Here is a 17844-nt window from a genome sequence, read left to right as displayed (position 1 = left end):
GTCAGCGCCCCCGTCCCTCGGCGACGAGCGCCCGCAGCGCGGCCCGCAGCGCCGGGTCTCCGGCGAAGCGCGCGTCCAAGCGCCGCCCGCGGAGCCACCCGGCGGCGGTGTCCCGTGCCCAGTCCTCCAGGCCGGGCGCGCGTCCGCCGGAGGCCCGCAGCCGCAGCACGACCTCGACCAGTTCCCCGCGCCGCTCGGCGTTCCCCCGGCCCGCGAGCCGCCGCATCCAGGCGGCGGCGAGCCGGTCCCGGGCGTCCGCCGGGAGCGCCGCGAGCAGCGCCGCCCGGTAGCCGGGCGTCCGCCGCTCCGCCCGCTCCGCGACGACCCCGAAGGCGGCGGCGACCACACCCGCCCCGGCGCCCGAGCCGCGACCCCGGTCGGCACCATCGGCCTCAGTGCCGGGGAACCGCTCAGAGCCGTCGTGGGCGGGGTTCGTCAGAGTGGTGAGGGCCTGTGCGGCGGTGCCGGGGTCGTCGGCGGTCGCGGCGGTGGCGCAGGCGCGGACGGCGTGGGCGTCGCGGGCGGCGGGGCCGTCCGGCCGCACGGCCAGCACGCGGGCCGCGAGGCGCAGGACGTCCGGCGAGGTCAGGTCGAGCGCGGCGGCGAACGCCCGCGAGGGCAGCGCCGCGAGCACCGGATGGCCCGGCGGCCCGGTGAGCAGGTCCAGGCACTCGGCCGGGGTCGGCTCGGCCGCCCACACCCGCTCCAGGACGGGCGCCAGCTCCTCGGCGCTCACGCGCACCCGGAGCAGTTCGCCGGTCAGCGCGACCCGGCGATCCGGCCGCCGCCCCGCCACGGCCGCCAGCACGGCCACCGCCGTGCCGGGCGCGGCGTCGAACCGCGCGGGCCGCTCCCGCAGCACCGCGTGCAGCAGCGCGGCGGCCCGCGCGTCGAGCGCCGCCGCGCGGGTGCCGTCGTCGGTCGCCTCCAGCCCCGCGACGACCCCGTCCACCAGGGCGTCGCGCAGTTCCCCGGGACACCGCTCGACGGCCTCCGCCAAGCGCAGGCCCCCGTGCCCGGCTGCGCCGCTGTGGTCGTCCCGTGCCCCCGGGCGGGTCGAGTCCGGCGCGCCGGCTCGATCGGCCGCCGGGTCCGCGCGGGCGTGCTCGTCCACTGCGTGGCCGGAGCGAGTGAGGGCGCGGGCGGCGTCGGTGACGTCGGCGGGTCGGGGCGGGGCGCCGGACGACGCGGCGATGCCCGTGATCTCCGCGATGTCGGTCAGCGTGCGGGCACGGGCGAGGGCGTCGCGGGCCGCCGTCGTCAGGTCGAGGAGCAGGGCGTCCGGAAGGACACGGCGGGGGAGACGGGGACGGAGCGCGGGTTCGGCGAGGGCGACGACGGCGGCGCGCAGCGCGCACTGCCCCGCGACGTCGGCGGCGCCCGCGGCGCGGGCCTGGTCGTGGACGGCGACGGCCAGGTCCAGGCCCATCGACGGGACGCCGGGGACCAGGTCGCGCCACACCCACTCGGGGAGCGTGCCGTCGCCGCGCAGCAGGGACGCCGCCGCGCGCTCCTCCTCCGGCGACACCCCGGACTCGCCCCGGCACAGCGCCAGCAGGGCCGCCGCGCGGGCGAGGGCGTCCGCGCCGGGCGGGGCGTCGTCGGCCGGGGCGGCGAGCGCGGCGAGTTCGGCGAGGGTGTCGAGCGTCGCGAAGTCCGAGGTGCGCCAGCAGTCGGCGGCGGCGCGGGCGTAGCGGCTCGGCGGGCCGCCCGGCGGCAGGCCCCGCGCCGGTACGTAGACGGCGTCGCCGAGGTACTGCGCCGCGCTCCAGACGCCCGGGGTGGTGCCGACGAGACGCTGCGTGGAGCCGTCCGGGTCGGCGGTGTAGGTGAGGAACGTCAGGTGCGCGGCGGTCGCGGGCGGCAGGGAGTAGGCGACGACGGCGATCCAGCGGGCGAGCGCGGCGCTGTCGGCGTCCACCAGGACGATGCGGCCGTGGCCCCGGTCCAGCACCGCGACGACCGAGTCCAGCAGCGTGGGCAGCACGTCCGGATGGTCCTGCGCGGCGAGCCAGTCGGCCAGGACGTCCGGCGCGAGCGCCGTCCCGGGCGTCAGCTCGGCCAGCTCCGGCAGGTCGGGCACCCCGGCCGGTTCCGGCGCCCACACCGGCGCGTCCCACAGCTCGGCCGGGCGCAGCCCCTCCAGCTCGTCGCGCTCCGCGACCACCGCGTGCGCGAAGAAGTTCCCGTACCGCCCCGAGTAGTCCTGCCCGAGGTACCGCGACCGCAGCAGCAGCACCCGGCCCGCGACCCGGTCGTACAGCAGCGCCACCGGGAACGCCGCCAGCTCGTCCGGGCCGGGCGACAGCGGCGCCTCCGGCGGCGGCCGGTACGCCAGGAACGGCGCCACCGCCGCCCGCAACCCCTCCGGCAGCCCCGGCGTCTCGGCCGTGAACTGGAAGCCCGCCCGGCCGGTCGGGCCCTGCCGCGCCGACGTGTAGTGCAGTTGCCAGGCCATCACGTCCCCCGGCGGACGCCGTCGAGCATCCCGAACCGGTGCAGCAGCCACAGCAGCGGGTCCTCGGCGCGGTACGGCCGGACGCCGCCCGCCCCGACCCGCCCGTCCTGCGGGACGCCGCCCAGCGCCGACAGCCCGAACAGGCCGTAGTCGGCGTACTGCTGCCCGAGGTAGGTGTCGAGCTGCCCGGCCTGCCAGGTGTGCAGCAGCGACCGCACCTGCTCGTGCACGGCGTCGCGGTCGTCCAGGTCGAGGACGCCCGCGCCCGGACGCGGCCGGTGCAGCGCCGACTGCCGCGCCAGCTCCGGCGCCAGCACGTCGATCTTGGTGAGCGCGACCGCGACCGGCACGTCCAGGCGGTCGCCCGGCTTGACGTCGTGCCGCGACCGCAGCGCCTCGGTCACCCGCGCGATCACGTTGATCGGCTCGCTGTCGGGGTCGGACCCGGGCCGGTCGCCCGCCAGCACCGCCACCGACGCCTGCGCGCCCGGCAGCTCCAGCGGATCGACCAGGAACACGATCGCGTCGGCCGCCTCCAGGTACCGCAGGTGCAGGTCGCGCACCTCGCGGCTGCGCAGGTCCTCCCCGGCGGTGTCGAACAGCACCAGCGCCAGCGACGCCGTGCTCTCCCGCGCGAACCGGGTGCGGCGCGTGCGGGTCAGCAGGTAGACGAGCGGCTCGCGCGGCGAGGTGACGGCGCTGGCCGTCGTCGGCAGCAGCCGCTTCTCCTCCAGCAGCGGGCGCGCGAAGTCGCGCTTGTAGCGTTCGATCGTCCGGTCGTCGCAGGCGACCAGCGAGGCGTCCAGCTCGGTCCCGACGCGGTTCATCAGCTCGTGCAGCAGCACGGCGATGTAGGTGCTCTTGCCCGCGTTCTTCGCGCCGACGAGCGCGACGATCCGGCCCGGCGCGTCGCAGTACCCGGCGGGCAGCGGATTGTGGCACTCGGGACAGACGCGGCTGCCCGTCGCCTGCCCGCAGCCGGGGCAGTCCGCCCGGCCGCCCCGGCCCGGCGCCGCGAACACCGGCGGCAGCGACGCCCCCGCCGACGAGCCCGTGTAGGCGGCCAGACGCTCGTCCAGCACCGGCGCGCAGCCGGGACGGCGCCCCGCCTGCCCACGGCAGCGGAACGGCACGCGGCGCGGGGACAGCGCCGCGAAGCAGTACGGGCAGGTGATCGACCGCCGGGACGGCGCGAGGGGCACGCTTCCTCCTAGACCGGCGCCGCTACCGGCCGGACCGGAGACTGCGGACGGGGGGATCGCCGAGTTCGATGACATCATCTTCGGCGAAGCAACGCAGCCAGTACGGCCCCGTCGCCTTGGGCAGCGGCAGCGTCACCGCCCCGGGCGCGGCCACGTCGTGCCAGGCGCCGACGGTCTCGCCGTCCCCGGCCGAGTACGGCTGCACCTTGCCGGTGCGCAGCACCAGCGCCAGCCGCGCCAGCGTGACGGGCCGCGCGGCGGTGAGGTGGATCGTCAGCGTCCGGTTCCACGGCGGGCCGCCGCGCTCCAGGTCGTAGGCGACGACGGTCCGGGACGGAATCCGCGTCGCCGCCGCCGGGCCGAGGACCCGCGCGCCGCCCGACGCGCCCGCCGCCGCGACCGTCACCTCCACCGGCTCCTCGGGCGGCACGGCGAGCCGCAGCCCGCCCTGGGTGTCGTAGTAGGCGCGGGTGACGCTGCGCTCGACGGCCCGCCCGGCGCCGATCCGGTAGCCGACGACGACCTCCGGCACCCCGTCCGGCCAGTCGAACCCCAGATGCACCTGGCCGCCGCGCCGGTCGGCGACCAGCCGGCGGGGCGGCGGCAGGTTCACGTACCGGTGGTGGGCGCCGATCGCGGCCGTCGCGCCCGCGACGCTCACCGCGACGACCCAGCCGCCGCCGCCCGGCCGCACCGCGACGCCGCCGGGCGACGGCCGGGACGGCAGCCGCCGCGCCTCCCGCCACACCTCCTCGGCGGGCACCTGCGCGCTGCGCGGCCACGGCGGCGGGCTCTCGGTCAGCACGAACTCGACGGTGCCGTGCTGCGGCGGCGCGAACCGGACGCGCAGCAGCCCCGGGTCGGCCGGGTCGGCGGCCGCGTCGATCTCGTAGACGGGCTGCGGCGGCGCGGTCGGCGTCGCGGAGACCGTGACGCCCCGGGTGACGGTCTCGCCGCCGTCCTCGCCGAGGTAGACGGCGGCGATGCGGTAGTGCCGGGTCGTCTCGTTCGGGACGGCGTCGCGGAACCAGTCCCGGGTCGCCGGAATCGGCACCCCGTCGCGTTCGACCAGCACCCGGGCGGCCTCGCGCGGTATCCGCCAGCGCCCCGCGACCGTGCCGTCCCCGGCGGTCAGCGTCACGTCGCGCGGCTCGGGCCGGACCACGACCGGCCCGGCGACGGCCGGGGGAGCGGCCGCGTCGCCGCGCTGCGCGACGACGGCGTAGAACAGCGGCACGTTGATCGGCGGCCGGTCGTCATGGCCGCCCGGCAGCACCTTCCCGTCGGCCGGTCCGCGGGGCGGGCGGCCCTGCCGCCGCACGACCGCGTACGTGATCTCCCCGGCCGTGGACGGCGACGGCTCCCACGTGAGCGTCACCCCGCCGGGGCCGCTGTCGGCGTCGGCGCGCAGCGCCGGGACCGGCGCGGGCGCCAGCCGCCGCTGGTGCTCGGCGGCGCCGGGCAGGTCGCGGACGAGCCGCAGCGCGTCGGCCAGCAGCCGCCACGCGCGGTCGGGGTCGCTCTCGCGGGCGGCCTCGTCGCGCAGCGCGCGGGCCGTCGTCACGCGCTGCCGGGCCTCGGCGGCGAGCACCGCGACGTCCTCGGGCGGTTCCTCGGCGTCCCACGCGGCGGCGGCGAGTTCGGCGGCGGCGTGCACGTCGCCCGCGTCCAGCAGGGCGCGCAGCCGCCCGGCCGAGCCGCCGCCGGGCGCCGACTCGCGCAGCACCGCGAACACGAGCCGGTACGCGTCGTGCTGGTCGATCCGCAGTTCCTCCTGGACGAACCGCAGCAGCCCCCGCTCGGACGCGCGCTGCCGCGCCCGCTCCCGGACGCGGTCCACGACGTCGTACCGGAGGAGGTCGGGGAGCGGCGCGTCCGAGCGCAGGCACGCCAGGACCGTCGCGGCGTGCGTGGTGCTGGTGTCGCGGCTGCGCCGCGCCCACTCGGCGGCGGTGGCCTCGACGGCGTCGGCGCCGAGCGTCACGCCGGGGGCGGTGACGTCGTCCAGGACGCGCAGCGGGCCGGTGAGCCGGTCGCCGAACACGAAGTCGGCCAGGTGCCGCTTGCCGAGGACGTCGAGCGACTCGCGCACCTTCGGATAGGCCGCGTAGGGGGCCGCGCCGGGCAGCCGGTCGGGGGCGCGGATCTCGATGCGGTCCTGCCGGGCGAGGTCGGTCAGCTCGGCGGCGGCGATCCCGGCGGCCCGCGCGATGCCGTCGATCTCGCCGGGGGTGACGGCCCTGAGCAGCCCGGCGGCGTCCACCAGCCGCGCCCGCGCCTGCCCGCGCCGCCGCTCGTCGCGCTCCCGCCCGCCGCGCAGCCGCTCGGCGAGCGGCCGCAGGTCGCCGCGCTCGGCGGCGGTGAACACCCCGGCCAGCTCCCGGTGCTCGGCCTCCAGCCGGTCCACGAGCCGCCGGTACTTGAGCTGCCCGCGCGCCCGCCGCCAGACCTGCCGCACCTCCTTGACGGCCGCCGTCACCGCCGCCGCGTCCAGCGGCTCGGCCAGCCGGTACCGCACCCGCAGGTCGCCGGGCGGCTGGTCGCCCGCCGCCCGCGCGGGCTCCAGCACGTCCCGCCGGTACTCGTCGTCGGCGTTCAACGGCCTCGCCTCCGGCGAGGCGGGTCCGTGGCCTCAGTAACGTGGCGGCTTCCCTCGTCGCGCGCGCCGCTTCGCGACCCGCGCTCCTCGGTCCAGCCGCCACGCGGCCCCGAACAGTGGTTCGCGCAGCGGGCGGGAGGCATCGGGCGTCAGCTCACCTGGACGCGGGAGAGGGCCGTGCGGGAGCGCTCGACCTCGGCCTCCGTCATGCCGCCGACGTCGATCTTGAGGTCGAGGCGGGCGGCGGTCTCCTTCTCGACGGCGGTGACGTTGAGCAGGCCCGAGGAGTCGAGCGCGAACGTGACCTCGATCGGCCAGCCCGCCTGCTTGCCCTGCGGGATGCGGATGTCGCCGGAGGCGATCTCGGAGTTGTCGATCAGCTCGGGCGACTCGACGCTGCCCGCCTGCTCCATGACGCGGACGTCGGCGGAGTCCTGGTCGTCGTAGACGGTGAAGAAGTCCTCGCTGCGCGCGGCGGGCAGCTCGTCGTTGGCGTGCACCAGGTGCGCGACGCTCTCCGCGCCGGTGTCCCGGTCGACCACGACGATGCCGAACGCGTGCGAGGCGACCGTCCGGATGCGGCGCCCCGCGATGTGCCGCTGCTGCTCGGCCGACAGGCCCGCCCGGTTCGCCATCTGCGACGCGGCCTCGGTGTCGCCCTCGCGCACCAGCCGCCGGTAGGTCTCCTCGAACGCGTACAGCGCGGCGCCCTTGGCCACGGCGAGGTCCGGGTCCTGGAGGCGGGGACGCAGCCCCAGCTCGATCTCCAGCCGCGACGTCACCACCGGCATCTTGGTGGAGCCGCCGACCAGCACCAGGTCGTCGTAGTCGTGCACGCCCTTCTCGGCGGCGGTGGCCAGCGTCCGGCCGGTGATCTCGATCGTGCGGTCGAGCAGGTCGCGGGTGAGGTCCTCCAGCTTCTCCCGCGTCACCTCCACCGCCGCGACGCGTCCGTCGTGCATGACGCGGACGGTGTGCGTCGTGCGGGTCGTCAGCGCCTTCTTGGCGTCCTCGGCGTCGCGGCGGAGCTGCTGCTCGGTCTGCTTGTCGTCCAGCGGGTCGGCCGCCTCGGGGTGCTCGGCCAGGAACCGCTCGGCGAGGTACTCGACGAGCCGGGCGTCCCAGTCGGCGCCGCCCAGCTCGTGGTCGCCGTCGGTGCACACGACCTCGATGTGCCCGCCGCGCAGCGCGATGACGGTGGTGTCGAACGTGCCGCCGCCGAGGTCGTAGACGAGGATCGTGCGGTCGGCGTCGGGGTTCAGCACGCCGTAGGTGATCGCCGCCGCGATCGGCTCGGACACGATGTCGATGACGTTCAGGCCCGCGATGCGGCCCGCCTTGTGCGTGGCGTCGCGCTCGGCGGCGCCGAAGTAGGCGGGCACGGTGATGACGACGTCGCGCGCCTCCTCGCCCGCGCTGGTGCGGGCGTCGGTCGCGAGCTTGAGCAGGATGAACGCCGACAGCTCCTCGGGCTTGAAGTCGATCCCGTGGATGGTGCGGCTGATGTCCCGGCCCATGTCGCGCTTGATGAGGCTGACCACGTTGTCGGGCTCCAGGACGGCGGTGTCCTTGGCGGTCGCGCCGACCACGACGTTGTCGCCGCTCTCGAAGTACACGACGGACGGCGTGGTGTCCGTCCCCTCCAGGTTCCGCAGCACCGCGGGACGCCCGACGTCGTCGATGGCGGCGATGCAGGAGTAGGTGGTTCCCAGGTCGATCCCGTAGACAGCCATATCCCTCTTCACCTGTCGGTCCCGCGGTCGGCGACCGGAGCGGGGAGCTTACCGACGCGGACCTCCGCTTTGCGGACGATCCGGCCGTTCTGCTCAAAACCATCGGACAAGACACCCCGGACGGTCTCCGCCAGCTCCGGGTCCGTCACGGTCTCCACGGCCACCGGACGGTGGCGCGTCACGTCGTAGGGGGCGCCCGCCGCCACCGTGAACCGCTCCACGCCCGACCGGGCCAGCGCGTCGGCGACGTCGTCGGCGAGCGCGGCGAGCAGCGGGGCGGCGTACCCGGCGTCCGGCGGGTCGGGCTCGGCGAAGCGGCGGGCCTCGCGGCGGGCGTGGTCGTGCAACCGGTACAGGGCCGCGCGCAGCGGCGCGAGCGCGGATTCCAGCTCGCCGCGGCGCAGCCGCTGGTTCTCCTCGTGCAGCCGGTCGATGACGGCCTCCCGGTGCGCGGCCCGCTCATGCTCGCGGTCGAGGCGGGCGCCGAGCGCGGCGAGTGCCGCGACGACCTGCGCCGACGCCGTCCCGGGCACGGGCGCGTCGCCCGGGTCCGCGCTGACAGGGGGTTCCGGCTCGCTCGACACGTGCAGTAACCCTAACGCCCAGGGCCGCGCAGGGGTAGAGAACCGGCAAGGACGCGCAAAGTCGCGCGTTGCGCGAACGCGGTTTCGCGCCGGTGTCATGGTTCGGTAACACGACGGAAACGCAGGTGGCCGAGGGTGGTCGCAACGCCGCGTCGCCGACGCGGTGACTGGAGGTGACGATGTTGCTGCGCGTGCGCGTACGGCTCCCGGACCGGCCCGGTTCGCTGGGACAGGTCGCGAAGGTCCTCGGAGCCGCCGGGGCGGACGTGGTGCAGATGGCCGTGCTGGAGCGCGACAGCGGACGGGCACTGGACGACTTCACCGTCCAGTGGCCCGCCGGAGCGGGCATCGACCGGCTCTGCGACGGGCTCGCCGCCGTCGCCGGCGTCGAGATCGTCGGCATCTGGCCGACCGCCGAGCCGCCCGGCGCGTTCCCCGACGTCGAGCTGGTCGGCCAGCTCGCCGCCGACCCCGGACGCGGCCCGATCACGCTCGCCGACGCGGTGCCCGCGCTGGTCAGCGCCGACTGGGCCGCGCTCGTCGAGACCGTCCCGGACGGCACGCGCGTCATCCACCTCAGCCTCGGCGCCGACCGGAGCCTGGACCTGCCCGACCTCGAACCCGTCCGCGCCCGCGCGATCACCGCCGGGGACGGCACGCAGTACGCGCTCGTCCCGATGCCGGACGGGTACGCGCTGCTCGTCGCCCGCGCCGGCGCCCCGCCGTTCCACCGCACCGAGATCGGGCGGCTGGAACAGCTCGTCGGCGCGGCCGAGGCCGTCTTCGCGGCGGACGCGCTCCGCCACGCCGAAGCGGGCGGGTGAGACCGGCGCCGGAAATGTTCACCGCGCGGAAACCAACGCCGCGCGGCCCGCGTCTAGATTGACGGAACCCTCGGGTGCGGCGGCGCGGTCGCACCCGGGGGTTCCACCGTGCCGGGGGTCAGGGCAGCAGGGCCTTGAGGGCGCCCAGCGTCGCCAGGCCGGTGCCCGAGCCGAGGTCGGCGGCGACGAGCGCCGCGGCGGCGGTGCCCCACTGGGCGGCGTCGCGGACGGCCAGGCCGTGCAGCAGCCCGGTGATGAAGCCCGCGCAGTAGGCGTCGCCGCAGCCGGTGGTGTCCACGACGTCCACCTTGTGTGCGGGCAGGCGGTCGACGCCGTCGGGGCCGACGAGCAGGCTGCCGTGCTCGCCGAGCGTCACGACGACGGCCCGGGGGCCCCGGTCGCGCAGCCGCCGGGCGGCGGTGACCGGGTCGGACGCGCCCGTCATCGCCAGCGCCTGCTGCTCGTTCGGCAGGAAGTAGTCCACGTGCGGGAGGAACGCCGACGCCGCCTCCAGCAGGTCCGGCGCCTCCGACAGCACGTCCATCGTGACGATCGTGCCGGAGGCCCGCGCCGTGTCCAGTGTGTGGAAGAACGCCGGATCGGACAGGCCCTCCACCACGTCGGGACCGCCGACGTGCACGGCGTCGGCGGCGACGAGCAGGCCCGGGTCGACCGCGCCGGACGTCAGCGTGCGGTTCGCGCCGGGGGCGTGCAGGACGGGGCGTCCGCCGTCCGAGCGGATCGGCAGGATGGACGCGCTGGTCTGGTCGGCGGTGCGGCGCACCAGGCCGCTCACGTCCACGCCCTCGCGGGACATCATGCGGGTGAGCAGGTCGCCGAGGTCGTCGTCGCCGATCGCGCCGACCGACACCACGTCGTTGCCCAGCCGCGCCAGCGCCACGGCGGTCCCCGCCGCCGACCCGGCCGCCGCCAGCCGCACCTGCTCGACGACGACGGTGTCGTGCCCGGCGGGCAGCGCGTCCACCGGACGGGCCAGGACGTCCACGATGTGCGCGCCCAGCGTGACGACGGTCATGCCACTCTCCCCAACGGTCGCGAATCCGCTCAGCGTACGCGCTCGGAGATCATGAACATGAGGGACCTTCAAATGGCGCGGAAACCGGTCCGCCCTCGGACGGGCGGACGCCCGGCGGTTCCCGCCGGGCGCCCGGTCCGTGCGCGTCAGCTCGTGGCGGCGCGGAACTTGTAGGCGAGGTTGGCCGTGTAGGTGCCGGTGAAGGTGACTGTCTCGCCGTGGGTCAGCAGCCCGGCGCAGTTGGTGGCGGGCGAGTTGGAGGCGAACGTGACCTTGCCGGTCGTGGAGGTGAAGGTGGAGGCGACGTTGCTGTAGCGGAACTTCACGTCCCCGAGGAAGAACGTGCATCCGGGCTTGCCGTAGACGAGGACCTGGCCGGTCTGGCCGGTCCACGTGAAGTCGGCGGCGTCGGCCGCCGCGTCATAGGCCGTGGCCCGGAGCCAGAGGTGGTAGTTGCCGCTGAGCGTCCCCGAACCCCAGGCGACCCCGTCGGGCGCCTTGCAGCCCGCCGAGAAGCTTCCGCCGTGGACGGCGGCCTGGTAGGCGGCGCCCGGCGCGAGCGTGCGGGAGGCGCCGGGCTTGGCGAGGATGGCCGTCTTGTCGCAGGTGAAGACCGTCTTCCCCGCCTTGTTCTTCAGGACGTTCGGACCGGACCAGGCGAGGAGGTCCTTGGTCGCGTCGGGGTTGGTGATGGTCCAGGTGAGGGTGGCGGCCTGGGCGGGGGCGGCGAGGGAGAGAGCGAGCGCCGGGACGGCGGCGGCGGCGAGCAGACGGCCGGTGAGACGAGGCATGGGAGGTCCTTCCATGATCAGCGACGGCACGACGCTAGATCAGCGGGATCGCTCCAGAAATGGAGCACTTACGCGCGCAGGGTCGCTTTACAAGATCATCGAAACCGGCTAACGGGTCCGTGCGTGGCACGTCGCGGTGGCGGGAATCATGGCGGTATGCCCAAGATCGCGGCATCGGAGGCGCGGGAGCTGCTGGCGTCCGTGCCGGTCGTGCGCCTGGCGACCGTCGGGGAGGACGGGCGTCCCCATCTCGTCCCGGTGACGTTCGCCGTCCATCGCGGCACGCTCTACACGGCCGTGGACCACAAGCCGAAGTCCACCCGCGACCTGCGCCGTCTGGCCAACGTCCGCGCCGACCCCCGCGTCACCCTCCTGGCCGACCACTACGACGACGACTGGACCCGCCTCTGGTGGGTCCGCGTGGACGGCCACGCCCGCGTCCTCACCGACCCCGCGTCCCGCACGGAACCCACCGCCTTACTGACCGCCCGCTACCCCCAGTACCGCGCCCACCCACCCGAAGGCCCCGTCATCGCCATCACCATCGACTCCTGGACAGGCTGGACGGCCACCCCGAACACCCCCTCGGGCGCGTCGGAGTCCGTGCCGGGAAGCTAGCGTCCGGCACCGACATTCACGGTCGGTTCAGTCCCAGGTGGTGGAGACGTGGGTGAGGCGGTCGGCGTATTCGATGGTGGTGCGCCAGTGGGCGGGCCAGGCGGGCATGCCGTGGTGGGCGCCGGCGTAGGCGCCCGCCAGGCAGGCGATCGAGTCGGAGTCGCCGGAGGTGACGGCGCCGCGGCGGAGGGCGGCGACCGGGTCGTCCGGGAAGAGGAGGAAGCACAGGAGGGACGTCGCCAGGGCCTCCTCGGCGATCCAGCCCTCGCCGGTGGCCAGGCACGGGTCGGCGTCGCGGTCGGGGGAGCGCAGGGCGGCGTCGAGACGGTCCAGGGCCGTCAGGCACTCGTCCCACCCGCGCGCGATGAACTCCTCCGGGGAGGAAGTGCCGGGCCGCTGCCAGAGCGCGCCGAGCCAGTCGCCGTGGTACGTCGTGCGCTGCGCCCGGGCGTGGTCGCGGAGCGCGGCGGGCAGCGCTGACGGGGCCAGGCCGTCCGCCAGCCACCACACCGCGAAGGCCGTCAGCTCGCTCGCGGCCAGGCCCGTCGGGTGGCCGTGGGTCAGCGCGGCCTGGAGCTGTGCCGCGCCCGCGCGGACGTCGTCCGGCAGTCCGGGCACCAGGCCGACCGGCGTCACGCGCATGTTCGCGCCGCAGCCCTTCGACCCGGCCTGCGTCGCCTCCACCCACGGGACGCCCTCGGCCAGGCCGCCGCACGCGCGCAGGCACGTCATGCCCGGCGCGCGGTCGTTGTCGGGGCTGTGCGCCCACTGCACGAACCGCCGCGTCCACACCGGCGCCAGCCGCTCGGGCGAGACGTCGCCGACCACCTCGACCAGCCCCTCGGCGACCGCCAGACCCATCTGCGTGTCGTCGGTGACGCGCCACGGCGTCCCCGACGGCCCGTCCGGGCCGAGTGCCCCGAACCGGCTCGTGATCTCCGCGACCGGCAGGAACTCGGTCGGAGCCCCGAGCGCGTCGCCGTACGCCAGCCCGAACATGGAACCGCTTGCCCGCATGGACGCAGTATGCCAACCATCCGGACCGGCCCGCTCCTGGCGGGCGGTCACGCTGCGGCGTAGGCTGGTGACGATCTCACTCGATCTCACGATTCGCACACGGAAGGTGGCGCTCTGCGTCTAGGCTCGTCGCGACGAGGAGAGGAGCAGGGCATGACCGTCATGGCTCATGGGCAACCGCACACGCATGAGGAGCAGGACGTCCTCCTCGATGGCTTCCTCGCGCTGGACACCCCGGAAGGCTTCCGGGCCGAGCTGATCGATGGAGAGATCGTCGTGTCCCCACCCCCCTTGGGCGATCATGAGGACTACCTGTCCACCATCTTCCGGCAGATCTACCGGCATTCGAGTGCCGAGATGGACGGTTCCGGGAACAAGGGCCTCAGCCTGCGCGGTGCGGACGGCAAGCCCTACCGCGTGATCCCCGACGGAGTCTTCGCCCCCCGGCAACTGCGCCTGTTCCTCGGCGCGGAAGCGTGGATGCCGTCGCGCGGCGTGGAACTGGTCGTGGAGGTCACGTCCTCCCACGCCCAGCACGACCGTGACAAGAAGCGCCGCGCGTACGCGGCGGGGGCGATCCCGCTCTACCTCCTGGTGGACAGGGACGAGCGCTTCACCGTTCTGTTCTCCTCCCCGGAGGGGGGCGACTACACGCGCATTGCTAGGGAGCCCTTCGGCAAGCAGATGGACCTGCCCGACCCCTTCGGGTTCGCGCTGGACACGTCCGAGTTCGACTGACGCGTCAGGCGGACCGGTCGTGGGGGCCGAGAACGTAGCCGTCGGGGGTGGAGTGGACGTGGTCGGCGTCGACCAGATGGCTCAGGGCGGCCCAGAGGTCTTCTTCGGGGAGGGCGAGCCGGTGGGTGAGGGTCTCGATGTCGGCGGCGCCGCCCGACGCGTCGATGGTGGCGACCGCTTCGTAGACCTGGAGCTGGACGTCCGACAGGGACGGGACGTCGCCGCGTTCATCCGTCATGCAGGACGCCTGCCCGCGACGACGTCACTCTAAGCGTCAGCCGTACCGCTTCATCTCGTGGAAGAAGCCCGGGATCTCCGTCAGGTCGCCCGACTCGGTCACCCGGTCGTACACGTAGCGGGCCACCGCCAGGTCCAGGACGCCCAGCCCGAACGGCGAGAACACCACCGGACGGTCGGCGGGCGGCACCGTCGTCCCGACGAGCACGTCGTACAGCGTCCCGGCGACGAAGTCGCGGTGCCCGACCCGCTGCTCGGCCAGGTGCGGTGAGGTGTTCGCCTTCATGCAGTGCTCGACGTCGTCGACGATGTTGTACGACGCCAGGATGATCTCCGGCGACAGGTCGCGCAGCGACACGTGCAGCACGAGCGGGTTGTGCGCGAACCAGGCCGGGTCGGTCACGTGCGGCTCGCCCGCGACGGTCGCGAAGACGATGAGGTCCGACGAGCGGACCAGGCCCTCGGCCGTGTCGTGGATCGTGACCGTGCCCTTCTCGGTGCGCTCCAGGTAGCCCCGGAACCCCTCGGCGTGCTCGCGCGACAGGTCGTGCACGTGCAGTTCGTCGAAGTCGAACCCGTTGCCCGCCAGGTAGGTGTGGAGGTAGCGGGCGATCAGCCCGACGCCGAAGAACCCGACGCGGCGGGGCCGCTCGCCGCGCGCGTCGGCGAGGCGGGCGGCGGCCAGCGCGGCGGACGCGGCGGTCCGCGCCGCGCTGATGATCGACGACTCCAGGCACGCGAACGGGTAGCCGGTCGCGGTGTCGTTGAGGATCAGGACGGCCGACGCCCGGGGGATGCCGTTGGCGACGTTCCCGGGGAAGCTGGAGATCCACTTGATGCCGTGCACGTCCACGTCGCCCTGCACGGACGCGGGCAGCGCGATGATCCGGTTGGCGGGCTCGTCGGGGAACCGCAGGAAGTAGGAGTCGGGGTTGACGGTCGCGCCTTCGCCGTGCAGCCGGTACGCCGCCTCGATCATGTCGGTGACCTGGGCCTCGCGCCCGGTGACGGCCTCGTGCACCTGGGCACCCGAGATCACGGCGAAGGAGGGGGACTGCGTCATATCCGGTTTCTCCAGAGAACGGGTGGTGTTGATCAGACGCCGAGGATATCGGCGCCGGGGAGCCGCAGTTCCGGCGTGAGGTCGCCGAAGTTCTCCCGCAGCCAGCTCTCCTCGTAGATCGAGTCGAGATAGCGTTCACCGAGGTCGGGGGCGATGGCGACGGCGACGGGCTGCTCGCCGGGGTACTTGGCGGCCAGCCAGCGGGCGGCGCCGGAGACGACGGTGCCGGTCGAGCCGCCGAACAGGAACCCGCGCGACGACAGCGCGTGCACGGTCCGGATCGTGTCGGTCTCGGGGACGTGCACGACGTCGTCCACCAGCGACTCGTCGACGAGCGCGGGCCGGGTGCTGGTGCCCAGGCCGGGGACCATGCGGCGTTCGGGGATGCCGCCGAACGTCACCGAGCCGACGGCGTCGATCGCGACGATCGTGACGGGCCTGCAGTGCTCGCGGAAGTAGCGGGCGCAGCCCATCAGCGTCCCGGTGGTGCCCGCGCCGACGAAGAGGATCTCCAGGTCGGGGAACTGCCGGTCGATGGCCGGGGCGGTGCCGGTGTAGTGCGCGAGCCAGTTGTTGCGGTTGGCGTACTGGTTGAGCCAGACGTGGTCGTCGCCGGCGGCGCACAGTTCCTCGACGTACCGGATGCGGCTCTCCAGGAACCCGCCGTTGCCGTCCTGGTGGGAGATGACGCGGACCTCGGCGCCGAGCGCGCGCATGAGCCGCTTGGACGCGGGGTTGCAGCGCGGGTCGGTGACGCAGACGAACCGGTAGCCCTTGGAGGCGGCGATGATGCTGAGCGCGATGCCGAGGTTGCCCGACGACGACTCCACGATCGTCGAGGACGGCGTGAGGACGCCGTCGCGTTCGGCCGCGGCGACCATGGCCGCCGCCGCCTTGAGCTTCACCGAGCCGGCGAAGTTGAAGCCCTCGCATTTGAGGAAGAGGGGGACGTCGAGAAGCGGACGCAAGTCCACATAAAGGTCATCGACATTGAATTCCTGCGGCGAGGTGATGATGGGCACGCTGCCACCCTTGAACGCTGAACAATGGAGGGATGTGGTGGAAGTGGAGTTCCATTTATTTTCTGGACTTCCCCCATCTTCCCCGAGTTCGCCGCTGATTCCGGGACGGACGAGGCGAAGCATCACCGTACCTGCGGCCCTGACCTGTCGCAACCCCCTACTTACCCGTCAGTAGGTGGCAAAGAGGTTGATTCGGCAAGCCTGCGGTCTCGGCTGGACATAAGCTATCCCAGCCGGTCATACACTGCTCATTCGGTGATGACGGTGGAGAAGGTCGACCTCACGGAGAGTCAAGATGAATGCTGGCGGACGCGTCGCGGAACGGCTGCTGGACCGATCCGCGCTGCCCGCGCTGACGGTCGCTCCGGGTGAGGCGGCCCGGGCCCGGGAGCTGGCCGCGCGGCACGGCATGACGGCCGAGCGCGAGATCGACCTGGCCGACGCCGTGATCACCCGCGTGGAACGCTTCGCCGCCGCCGGCGACCCGGTCGCCGTGGTGGACGCGCGCCGCACGCTCAGCTACGCCGACCTGGCCGTCGAGGCCCGCAAGCTCGCCACGCTGTTCGAGGCGCAGGGCGTGCGGCCCGGCGACGTCGTGGGCGTCGGCGGGGAGCGGTCCGCCGTGGTCGTGGCGGCGTTCCTGGCGCTGGAACTGCTCGGCGCCCTCTACGTCCCGGCCGACGAGACGTGGCCCGCCGCGCGCGTCCGCGACGTGCTGGCGCAGGCGGGCGCGGCGCTGCTGCTCACCGTGGACGCGGGCGAACCGGCGTCCGCGCTGGTGGCGGGCGCCGCCGAGGCGGGCGTCCCGATCGTCCGCGCCGACCTGGCGGCCGACTGCGCGCCGTGGGCGGGGCACGCCCGGCTGGAGTCGCTGGACCAGCCCCGCTACGTGCTGTTCACGTCGGGTTCGACGGGCAAGCCGAAGGGCGCGGTCGTCGAGCACCAGGGCATGATCAACCACCTCTACGCGAAGATCGTGGATCTGGACATGACCGGCGCGGACGTGCTCGCGCAGACGGCGCCGCTCGGCTTCGACATCTCGGTCTGGCAGATGCTCTGCCCGCTGGTGCTCGGCGGCCGGGTGGAGATCGTCGGTGACGACGTCGGGCACGACCCGGTGGCGTTCGCGCGGCTGGTGGACGACCACGGCATCACGATCGTGGAGCTGGTCCCGACGATGGTCCGGCACCTGCTGGACGACCTGGCCGACGCCGCGCCGGGCTCGCTGGGCGCCCTGCGCTGGATGATCGCCACCGGCGAGGAGCTGCCCGCCGAGCTGTCCCGCCGCTGGCTGACGACGATGCCGCACGCGCGGCTGCTCAACGCCTACGGCCCGACCGAGTGCTCCGACGACGTCACCCACCACACCGTCACGCTCGGGGACCTGTCGCTGCTGCGGCTCCCGATCGGCGTCCCCATCGTGAACGCGCAGCTCTACGTGCTGCGCGAGGACGACGACGGCGCCTGGCACGCCTGCGACCTGGAGGAGACCGGGGAGCTGTTCGTCGGCGGCGTCTGCGTGGGCCGGGGCTACCTGGGCAACCACGAGCGCACCCGGGACGCGTTCTACCGCGACCCGTTCGCCGGCACCCCGACCGGCCGCCTGTACCGGACGGGCGACGCGGTGCAGTTGCTGCGGCCGGGTGCGGGCGGCGACGCGCGTCCGACGTTGCAGTACCTGGGCCGCGTGGACCGCCAGGTGAAGATCAACGGGGTGCGGCTGGAGCTGGGCGAGATCGAGGCCGTGCTCCAGCGGCATCCGGACGTCGGCGCGGCGGCCGTGGTGGTGCACGAGTTCCCGGCGGGCGGCCGGTAACACGCCCGACGCGCGCGCCCGCGAACATGATCACCGAGCGTGACCGCGCTGACCGGGGACGGCTCCCGTGCGTTGTCACATGACGCGCGTCCCGGGGGTCCGAACG

At 74.6% G+C, this 17844-nt stretch carries 15 protein-coding genes; 4 read left to right on the top strand and 11 right to left on the bottom strand.

The genetic code is table 11. The annotated features are described in order from the left end of the window. Position 1 precedes the first annotated feature (1 nt). The 5 genes from C229_RS0125295 to grpE all read right to left on the bottom strand — a co-directional run bounded on the left by C229_RS0125295 (position 2) and on the right by grpE (position 8576). Entirely contained in the window at positions 2-2458 is a 2457-nt protein-coding gene (locus C229_RS0125295) for a GAP1-N2 domain-containing protein (RefSeq protein ID WP_018657913.1), read from the bottom strand. Next, positions 2458-3660 carry a TRAFAC clade GTPase domain-containing protein gene (locus C229_RS0125290; RefSeq protein ID WP_018657912.1) on the bottom strand — a complete coding sequence of 401 codons (1203 nt, stop codon included), beginning with the start codon at positions 3658-3660 and terminating at the stop codon, positions 2458-2460. Before C229_RS0125290 ends, C229_RS0125295 begins: the two co-directional genes overlap by 1 nt. A gap of 22 nt (positions 3661-3682) precedes the next feature. Continuing rightward, positions 3683-6259 (bottom strand): SaeA-related protein, encoded by a 2577-nt coding sequence (locus tag C229_RS0125285; RefSeq protein ID WP_026314153.1) that lies wholly within the window; start codon positions 6257-6259, stop codon positions 3683-3685. Between the two features lie 149 nt (positions 6260-6408). Beyond that, the gene (locus C229_RS0125280) at positions 6409-7992 is read right to left on the bottom strand and encodes an Hsp70 family protein (protein ID WP_018657911.1); all 1584 of its coding nucleotides are present in this window, start codon (positions 7990-7992) and stop codon (positions 6409-6411) included. An 8-nt stretch (positions 7993-8000) separates the two neighbouring features. Next, positions 8001-8576: a nucleotide exchange factor GrpE gene (grpE, locus tag C229_RS0125275; RefSeq protein WP_018657910.1), complete on the bottom strand. Its 576-nt coding sequence runs from the start codon at positions 8574-8576 to the stop codon at positions 8001-8003. 191 nt (positions 8577-8767) lie between these two features. On the opposite strand from grpE, the gene C229_RS0125270 reads away from it, so the two are divergent. Further along, on the top strand, positions 8768-9400 hold the full coding sequence (locus C229_RS0125270) for an ACT domain-containing protein (protein WP_240487391.1): 633 nt from the start codon (positions 8768-8770) through the stop codon (positions 9398-9400). A 118-nt stretch (positions 9401-9518) separates the two neighbouring features. On the opposite strand, the gene C229_RS0125265 is transcribed toward C229_RS0125270, so the two are convergent. Next, on the bottom strand, positions 9519-10436 hold the full coding sequence (locus C229_RS0125265; protein WP_018657908.1) for a carbohydrate kinase family protein: 918 nt from the start codon (positions 10434-10436) through the stop codon (positions 9519-9521). A 146-nt stretch (positions 10437-10582) separates the two neighbouring features. Then, positions 10583-11227 carry a hypothetical protein gene (locus tag C229_RS0125260; RefSeq protein WP_018657907.1) on the bottom strand — a complete coding sequence of 215 codons (645 nt, stop codon included), beginning with the start codon at positions 11225-11227 and terminating at the stop codon, positions 10583-10585. A gap of 156 nt (positions 11228-11383) precedes the next feature. Between C229_RS0125260 and C229_RS0125255 the strand changes: the two genes are divergently transcribed. Continuing rightward, positions 11384-11845, top strand: a complete 462-nt coding sequence (locus C229_RS0125255) for a TIGR03668 family PPOX class F420-dependent oxidoreductase (RefSeq protein WP_018657906.1) — start codon at positions 11384-11386, stop codon at positions 11843-11845. A 27-nt stretch (positions 11846-11872) separates the two neighbouring features. Here the strand turns inward: C229_RS0125255 and C229_RS0125250 are convergent, their stop codons facing one another. Next, positions 11873-12862 (bottom strand): ADP-ribosylglycohydrolase family protein, encoded by a 990-nt coding sequence (locus C229_RS0125250; protein ID WP_026314152.1) that lies wholly within the window; start codon positions 12860-12862, stop codon positions 11873-11875. A 153-nt stretch (positions 12863-13015) separates the two neighbouring features. Between C229_RS0125250 and C229_RS0125245 the strand changes: the two genes are divergently transcribed. Continuing rightward, complete coding sequence (locus C229_RS0125245; RefSeq protein ID WP_018657904.1) at positions 13016-13600, top strand: Uma2 family endonuclease; 585 nt, start codon at positions 13016-13018, stop codon at positions 13598-13600. Positions 13601-13604: 4 nt separating this feature from the next. On the opposite strand, the gene C229_RS0125240 is transcribed toward C229_RS0125245, so the two are convergent. Genes C229_RS0125240 through sbnA form a run of 3 tightly spaced genes read right to left on the bottom strand, consistent with a single transcriptional unit; the run spans position 13605 to position 15922 of the window. Continuing rightward, entirely contained in the window at positions 13605-13838 is a 234-nt protein-coding gene (locus tag C229_RS0125240; RefSeq protein WP_018657903.1) for a hypothetical protein, read from the bottom strand. A 36-nt stretch (positions 13839-13874) separates the two neighbouring features. Next, positions 13875-14900: a 2,3-diaminopropionate biosynthesis protein SbnB gene (sbnB, locus tag C229_RS0125235; protein ID WP_018657902.1), complete on the bottom strand. Its 1026-nt coding sequence runs from the start codon at positions 14898-14900 to the stop codon at positions 13875-13877. A 32-nt stretch (positions 14901-14932) separates the two neighbouring features. Continuing rightward, positions 14933-15922, bottom strand: a complete 990-nt coding sequence (sbnA, locus tag C229_RS31830) for a 2,3-diaminopropionate biosynthesis protein SbnA (protein WP_033424769.1) — start codon at positions 15920-15922, stop codon at positions 14933-14935. 295 nt (positions 15923-16217) lie between these two features. Between sbnA and C229_RS0125225 the strand changes: the two genes are divergently transcribed. Continuing rightward, the gene (locus C229_RS0125225) at positions 16218-17738 is read left to right on the top strand and encodes an amino acid adenylation domain-containing protein (RefSeq protein ID WP_018657900.1); all 1521 of its coding nucleotides are present in this window, start codon (positions 16218-16220) and stop codon (positions 17736-17738) included. Positions 17739-17844 lie beyond the last annotated feature (106 nt).

Source organism: Actinomadura flavalba DSM 45200, assembly GCF_000374305.1.
Taxonomy (GTDB): Bacteria; Actinomycetota; Actinomycetes; order Streptosporangiales; family Streptosporangiaceae; genus Spirillospora; species Spirillospora flavalba.
This window is presented reverse-complemented; position numbering and strand designations above follow the sequence as displayed.